This window comes from Peribacillus sp. NPDC058002 (genome assembly GCF_042886655.1).
GTDB lineage: Bacteria > Bacillota > Bacilli > Bacillales > DSM-1321 > Peribacillus > Peribacillus aracenensis.
Genome location: NZ_JBHVQU010000047.1, coordinates 20,723 through 27,644 on the forward strand (window position 1 = coordinate 20,723; position 6,922 = coordinate 27,644).

5 protein-coding genes are annotated in these 6,922 nt (G+C 43.6%); all 5 read left to right on the forward strand.

What is annotated here, in order from left to right; all coding sequences use genetic code 11:
• Positions 1-24 precede the first annotated feature (24 nt).
• On the forward strand, positions 25-1,020 hold the full coding sequence (locus ACFVSH_RS11275; RefSeq protein ID WP_048679300.1) for a thiamine pyrophosphate-dependent dehydrogenase E1 component subunit alpha: 996 nt from the start codon (positions 25-27) through the stop codon (positions 1,018-1,020).
• A gap of 12 nt (positions 1,021-1,032) precedes the next feature.
• Entirely contained in the window at positions 1,033-2,016 is a 984-nt protein-coding gene (locus ACFVSH_RS11280; protein WP_101222514.1) for an alpha-ketoacid dehydrogenase subunit beta, read from the forward strand.
• A gap of 26 nt (positions 2,017-2,042) precedes the next feature.
• On the forward strand, positions 2,043-3,329 hold the full coding sequence (locus ACFVSH_RS11285) for a dihydrolipoamide acetyltransferase family protein (RefSeq protein ID WP_387597846.1): 1,287 nt from the start codon (positions 2,043-2,045) through the stop codon (positions 3,327-3,329).
• Between the two features lie 627 nt (positions 3,330-3,956).
• A complete protein-coding gene (locus ACFVSH_RS11290; protein WP_387705957.1) occupies positions 3,957-5,834 on the forward strand; it encodes a methylmalonyl-CoA mutase family protein in 1,878 nt (625 codons plus the stop codon).
• Position 5,835: 1 nt separating this feature from the next.
• Positions 5,836-6,922, forward strand: a 1,087-nt coding sequence (locus ACFVSH_RS11295) for a methylmalonyl-CoA mutase family protein (RefSeq protein ID WP_387705959.1), incomplete at its 3' end; no start/stop codon positions are given.

Here is a 6,922-nt window from a genome sequence, read left to right on the forward strand (position 1 = left end):
AGAATAAGGTCAGGAGGTTTTATGATGGTAGAAAAACGTCATGAACAATTAGGCTTAAATGAGGAAACGGTTTTAGATATGTATCGGACAATGCTTTTGTCCCGCAGAATTGATGAGCGCATGTGGCTTTTAAACCGATCCGGGAAAATTCCCTTCGTGATTTCCTGCCAGGGGCAAGAAGCTGCACAGGTTGGGGCTGCGTTTGCGCTGGATCGGCAAAAGGATTATGTACTGCCTTATTATCGGGATGTGGGTGTAGTTCTTACCTTCGGAATGACAGCAAAAGACTTGATGCTTTCAGGTTTCGCGAAAGAGGAAGATCCCAATTCCGGCGGGCGCCAAATGCCTGGTCATTTTGGTCAAAAGAAAAATAGGATCGTCACTGGTTCATCGCCTGTAACGACACAGGTCCCGCATGCTGTTGGAATTGCACTTGCAGGGAAGATGGAAGGTAAGGATTTGGTGACATTCGTAACGTTTGGGGAAGGTTCATCCAATCAGGGAGATTTTCATGAAGGGGCCAACTTTGCAGGTGTGCACAAGCTACCGGTCATTTTCATGTGTGAAAATAATAAATATGCGATTTCCGTTCCTATCGAGAAACAGCTATCGTGTGAAAATGTTTCCGACAGGGCGATTGGCTATGGGATGCCTGGAATAACGGTGGATGGCAATGATCCATTGGAAGTGTATGCAGCGGTGAAAGAAGCGGCTGACCGTGCACGAAGGGGAGAAGGACCTACACTTGTAGAAACCGTTTCATACAGGCTCACGCCTCATTCAAGTGATGATGATGACCGAAGCTACCGGACTGCGGACGAAGTGGCCGAAGCCAAAACGAAGGATTCGATAATGACATTTGGAGCGTATTTAAAAGAAGTGGGAATCATGGATGATGACCTTGAGAAACAAATGAATGATGAAGTCATGAAGATAGTAAATGAAGCAACCGATTATGCTGAAAATGCTCCATATCCGAAGGCTGAAAGTGCTATGAATCATGTGTATGCACAAAAGTAAGGGGGTAATAGAATGCCAGTGATTTCTTATATAGATGCCGTGACAATGGCAATGAGGGAAGAGATGGAACGCGATTCCCGTGTATTCGTATTGGGAGAGGATGTAGGAAAAAAAGGTGGGGTCTTTAAAGCCACTAATGGTTTGTACGACCAATTCGGTGAAGCAAGGGTCATCGATACCCCGCTCGCTGAATCTGCAATTGCAGGAGTGGGAATTGGAGCCGCCATGTATGGGCTGCGGCCGATAGCTGAGATGCAATTTGCTGATTTCATCATGCCTGCCATTAACCAAATAGTTTCAGAGGCAGCCAAAATTAGATACCGTTCTAATAATGACTGGAGCTGTCCTATGGTAATCCGTGCTCCGTATGGAGGAGGAATTCATGGAGCTCTTTACCATTCACAATCGGTTGAAGCGATTTTTGCCAATCAGCCGGGCTTGAAAATTGTGATGCCTTCCACTCCGTATGATGTAAAGGGGTTGCTTAAAGCTGCCATTCGCGATGAAGACCCAGTGCTTTTCTTTGAACATAAACGCGCATACCGCTTGATCAAGGGTGAGGTACCGACTGAAGATTATGTCCTTCCCATCGGTAAGGCGGATGTGAAAAGGGAAGGGGAAGACATTACTGTCATTTCCTATGGCCTTTGTGTGCATTTTGCCCTTCAGGCAGCAGAAAAATTAGCTGCAGATGGAATTTCTGCACATGTTCTTGACCTGCGTACGGTCTACCCTTTGGATAAGGATGCTATCATAGAAGCAGCTTCTAAAACGGGGAAAGTATTACTGGTTACGGAAGATAATAAAGAAGGAAGCATCATGAGTGAGGTTGCAGCCATCATTGCCGAGCATTGCCTTTTTGATTTGGATGCCCCTGTAAAGCGGTTGGCCGGACCTGATGTACCTGCCATGCCATATGCGCCTACGATGGAAAAACAATTTATGGTCAATCCTGATAAAGTGGAAAAAGCAATGAGGGAATTGGCCGAGTATTAATGACTGTTAAGAAGGAGGAACGAATTATGGCTATGGAATTAATGAAGATGCCTCAACTAGGCGAAAGTGTCACAGAGGGGACCATCAGTAAATGGCTTGTGAAGCCCGGGGATCATGTCACTAAATACGACCCGCTAGCTGAAGTGATGACGGATAAAGTAAATGCTGAGGTTCCTTCTTCCTTCACCGGCATCATCAAGGAATTGAAAGCGGATGAGAATCAAACATTGGCAGTCGGCGAAGTCATTTGCTCGATTGAAGTTGAAGCGGCAAAGACGGATAACGGAAATGCTGGGCAAGTTTCTCATAGTGAGGAAATTGTTGATGCACCTGCTAAAAGAGATGTGCAGCAAGCGTCGGCCGAACCATCAAGGAAAGCTCGCTATTCGCCAGCTGTGTTAAAACTTTCCCAGGAGCATGGAATCGATCTTTCGAAAGTTAAAGGGACGGGAAATGAGGGACGGATCACCCGTAAAGATTTACTGAAACTTGTTGAATCAGGGAATCTTCCTAAGGCGGATGAGCCTTCCGCCATATCCGATTCGGCTCCTGTGGAGAACGCACCTCAAGTTAAACGTCAAACCAGTCCAGTACCTAACATGCCGACTGCGGCTGGGGACAAGGAAATACCTGTTACCGGCATCCGTAAGGCAATTGCATCCAATATGTTGAAAAGTAAGCACGAAATTCCGCATGCTTGGACGATGGTGGAAGTTGATGCAAGCAATATGGTGAAGTTGCGTGATAATCTTAAATCCGAGTTTAAACAAAAAGAAGGCTATAATTTAACGTACTTTGCCTTTTTCGTCAAAGCGGTTGCTCAAGCTCTTACGGAATTTCCAGAGCTCAATTCGATGTGGGCAGGCGAAAATATCATACAAAAGAAAGAAATCAATATATCCATAGCCGTTGCAACCGAAGATGCCTTATTTGTACCGGTCATTAAAAATGCCGATGAAAAATCAATCAAAGGTATAGCAAGGGAGATACAGGAACTTGCATCCAAAGTGAAGGCGGGTAAGTTAAAAGCGGAGGATATGCAAGGTGGTACGTTCACTGTTAATAACACTGGCTCATTCGGTTCTGTCCAGTCCATGGGAATCATCAATTATCCACAGGCGGCCATTTTACAAGTTGAAACGATTGTAAAACGTCCAGTGGTCATAAATGATATGATTGCAGTACGAGATATGGTGAATCTCTGTTTATCACTTGATCATCGTGTTTTGGACGGACTGGTATGCGGACGATTCCTTGCAAGGGTTAAAGAAATCATCGAAAAGATTTCCAAAGATAACACTTCCATATACTAAAATGATGACCGGAAGGTTGTACCTTCATACTGTAGGCAAACTCGATGAAAATCGATTTTGCCTACAGTTTTTTTTGATTGGTATAATTTTCACGTTAATTGGAACTCCGCACTCGATTTCCCGGGCGGGTTGCCCTCGGCAATCTTGGCGCCTATGGGGTCTCTCCTTGGACGCGCTATTCCTGCTGGAGTCGTGCACACCCGTTCCAATCACCTTTTTTAAAAAAATTTGATAGAAACAATGACTATGGTGACGAGGGTGGTTCCTGACCATCTTTTAATCCAGCAGTTATTGATTCGCCAAAGTTTAGACCCTGTCATTTCTCTTTTCCGTAGAAAAACATCGACAAAAATTTTATTTTTGCTATTATTTTATTAAGGGCTGTTCTAATACAGGTCAGCGGCTGTACTTGATTTAAAAAAGATGAAATAGGCTAGTGGTTTCCCTAATAACCGATTTTCTAATTTCTATTGTCTTAAATTTAAAGAAAATTATGGTAGAATGTTAGTATAATCCAGAACAAATTGACGGGAGGGTGGTTTTCTTATCCAAAACTGACTGAGCGTTCGTTCTCCCAATGAAAGGACAGGGCTTATGATGCGGCAGAGGATAAGAAAGCGATTACAGATGGAACTGAAAGATGTAAAAAACATAACCTTTCCTAAGCCTTCTTTTGAAGAGTGGAAAGAAGCTGCGGAAACAAGTTTAAAAGGGAAAAGTGTAGAAAAATTAAAAACGAATACATATGAGGGCATCACTTTATCACCGCTCTATACAGAAACGGGGGATTCAACGGAAAAAGTAGCTGAATTACCAGGATTTTTCCCTTTCACCCGAGGAACTTCCCCAACGGGATATCACGAAAAACCTTGGCTTGTCGTTCAACCTGTAAGCGGTATCACGGCTGAAGAAGCAAATGAAAAGATGAAGGCTTCAATCAAACGCGGTCAAAATGTCGTGGCATACCCTGCACGATTGCTTGCCGAGGGCGCAAGGGCAGAAAAATTGTTTAAGGATATCCCATTAAAAGGAATTCCGGTTTTCATTGACTTAAAGGGGAAACAAAAAGGATTATTCCCTCAATTCAAGGCGGTAGCCGAAGCACAAAATACCCAATTGACAGGCGTTATTGCTGAAGATCCCATTGCAGAATGGCTCATTTGCGGTCAGCTGCCAGAAGATACGGATAACTATTTTGCAGACTGGCTGAAGACGATCCAAGATTATCAGAGTGTAGGCAGGGATTTAAAAACAATTTTGATTAATACGGCAGTCTACCATAATGGGGGAGCTAATGCCGTACAAGAAATAGCTTATGGATTAGCGGCTGCCGTCCAATTTCTATTGGCAGGTCAAAAACAAGGGCTTTCCATTGCTTCGGTTTCCGAAAAAATAGTATTCTCTTTTGCTTTGGATTCAAATTACTTCATGTCCATCGCTAAACTGCGGGCTGCCAGAAGGCTTTGGGCAGGACTTGCAGAAGCTTTCGAAACGGCATCGGATCATTTTAAAATGGCGATACATGCCGTTACTTCCGAGTTGACAGAAACGCTTTATGATCAGCATGTCAATATTCTTCGGACCACAAATCAAGCTTTCGCTGCAGCTATTGGAGGCATTCAATACCTTCAAATTCATCCATTCACACATGCAACTGGTGAAACCGATGATTTTTCAGAAAGAATTGCCCGTAACACTCACTTGATTTTAAAAGAAGAAACAAATATAACAACAGTGGTCGATCCTGCTGGCGGTTCATGGTATGTTGAGCAACTAACGGATGAATTGGCTGAAAAGGCTTGGGCGAAATTCCTTGAAATCGATGCAGCTGGAGGGATACTTGAGCTAATTAAACAAGGCACCCTTCAGAAAGAAATAGCTGAAGTTTACCAAGGAAGAGTCCAAAATGCGGCTTTCAGAAAAGAAAGCATCATCGGAACGAATGTCTATCCGAATCCCGCTGATAAGATTAAAACCCCGACACGGAATAACCATGTGTCATATATGAACGTTGAGAAGCCGGTTGGCATTACCCCACTTGACTTGAATCGGGTATCCATTCAGTTCGAACAGATAAGACTACGCAGTGAAAAGTATAAAGAAATAAGTGGAACGGCTCCAACTATTGGTTTGATTAATTTGAAAAATCTCAAATCCTATAAACCTCGTGCAGATTTCGTTAAAAGTCTTGCTGCTGCAGGTGGTATTGAAACGAACGGCAGTGAGGGGTGTCAAACCGTGGAGGAAGCAGTCAATTATGTAGCTGCGACCAAGCTCCCTATCTATTGTGTTTGCGGCAGTGATGCTGACTATTCGGAATTAGCACCAGCCACCATTAAAGGAATTAAAAAGCAATTCCCTGAAATCGCTATTTATTGTGCCGGCAAGCAAAAAGAAGAATTGGAGATTACACTAAATGAAGCCGGAGTCAAAGATTTTGTCCATGTTAAAACAAATGCAATATCCATTTTATCGGAATTATTGCAGAACCTTGGGGTGAACTAAAATGAAAAGACCGAATTTTTCTGCTATAAATCCTGCTAAGCCTGAGATTAAAGGTACGGTGGAAGCATGGAAAAAGGAAGCCGAAAAAGCAGTTGAAAAAAACATGGAGGATCTTCTGTTTGAAACCAATGAACAAATAAAAATCAAACCACTTTATGTTGAGGAAGATAATCGCGATTTGGAGCATATGGAGAGTGTGCCAGGCATCGCTCCTTTTACAAGAGGGCCCTATCCTTCAATGTATGTCAATCGTCCTTGGACGGTACGTCAGTATGCAGGTTTTTCGACTGCCGAGGAATCCAATGCGTTTTACAGGCGTAATCTGGCGATGGGGCAAAAAGGGCTCTCAGTTGCTTTTGATTTAGCTACACACCGTGGTTATGACTCCGATCATCCACGCGTTGTCGGTGATGTGGGGAAGGCGGGAGTTGCCATTGATTCCATTCTTGACATGAAAATCCTGTTCGACGGCATTCCGCTTGATCAGATGTCCGTGTCAATGACGATGAACGGTGCTGTATTACCCATTCTTGCATTTTATATCGTGACGGCTGAAGAACAAGGCGTAACGCAGGATAAGCTTTCAGGCACGATTCAAAATGACATCTTAAAGGAATACATGGTTCGGAATACGTATATCTATCCACCGGAAATGTCCATGAAAATCATAGCTGATATATTTGAGTATACATCCAAATATATGCCCAAGTTCAATTCCATTTCCATCTCTGGCTATCACCTGCAAGAAGCGGGGGCGCCGGCTGATATCGAACTTGCCTATACGTTGGCGGATGGGCTTGAGTATGCACGTACCGGAATGAAAGCAGGTATTGATATCGATAAATTTGCACCACGCCTTTCATTCTTTTGGGCCATAGGAATGAACTATTTCATGGAAGTGGCAAAAATGAGGGCAGCTCGTTTCATTTGGTCAAAACTGATGAAACAATTCGAACCGAAAAATAATAAAGCGATGGCATTGAGGACGCATTCCCAAACCTCAGGCTGGAGCCTCTCCGAGCAGGATCCGTTTAACAATGTCGCTAGGACCCTTATTGAAGCGCATGCGGCTGCACTTGGGCATACAC

What these genes read in the sequence shown, in the direction of transcription:
- ACFVSH_RS11275 (WP_048679300.1), top strand. Translation starts at nt 25, where the DNA reads ATGGTAGAAAAACGTCATGAACAATTAGGCTTAAATGAGGAAACGGTT.
- ACFVSH_RS11280 (WP_101222514.1), top strand. Translation starts at nt 1,033, where the DNA reads ATGCCAGTGATTTCTTATATAGATGCCGTGACAATGGCAATGAGGGAA.
- ACFVSH_RS11285 (WP_387597846.1), top strand. Translation starts at nt 2,043, where the DNA reads ATGGCTATGGAATTAATGAAGATGCCTCAACTAGGCGAAAGTGTCACA.
- ACFVSH_RS11290 (WP_387705957.1), top strand. Translation starts at nt 3,957, where the DNA reads ATGGAACTGAAAGATGTAAAAAACATAACCTTTCCTAAGCCTTCTTTT.